The organism is Limnospira sp. PMC 1279.21 (assembly GCF_032349615.1).
GTDB classification, from domain to species: domain Bacteria; phylum Cyanobacteriota; class Cyanobacteriia; order Cyanobacteriales; family Microcoleaceae; genus Limnospira; species Limnospira fusiformis.
This window is the reverse complement of record NZ_JARPLU010000486.1, coordinates 1-643: the sequence shown is the minus strand read 5'-3', so window position 1 is coordinate 643 and position 643 is coordinate 1. Positions and strand designations below refer to the sequence as shown.

General features: G+C 48.4%; 1 pseudogene. It reads right to left on the bottom strand.

Going from position 1 to position 643, the window contains the following annotated elements:
- Nucleotides 1-643 (bottom strand): annotated as a pseudogene (locus tag P5683_RS25570) (IS630-like element ISAtsp4 family transposase); the annotation flags it as partial.

The following is a 643-nucleotide window of genomic DNA, read 5'->3' as shown; positions in this document are numbered from 1 at the left end:
TAACACTCGACTAAATAGAGTTGTATTGACGTAAGGTATAATCCACCAATAAGTCTCTCCCGTTTCCGGTCTCACAAAACCATATAGCCATAACCACTCGAATTTCCAATTAATATGGGCGAGTGGTTGACAATCTTCCGCTACATAAATACGTCGCATCACCGGTTTGAGTCCCAGACGGTGTTCATCTTCGCTCCACAATTGCACCTGTGCATCAGGGTATCTCCGGCGAAGTCCCTCTAACTCCGTTACCAGTTTTTTTTTCCAGGCTTGCTGCTCGTCTTCGTCACTTTCGATGTGAGCCGGTCTCGGTACACGAAGCCGAAATGTCATTTGTCGCAGAATCTCCCATCCCCTTTGTCGGCTAATTTTTCGTCCAGTTACTCCTGTCAACCAGTCTGCCACCTGGCGACCGTTCCACAGTCCCCCATCCGGCGCTGTTCCTTGCAGGGCTTGCCATAACTGAGCTTGAGTCACATCATCAATTAACGGTGGATGTCCGGGATTTCCTTTTCGGCGCGCACCCAGCCCTTTTAATCCCAATTGGTTGTATCTCTTTACCAATTCATAAATCCAGATGCGACTGTAGCCCGTAATTTCTTGGACTTCCTCCGTGGTCTTCCCCTTAGCCAACAACCAAATA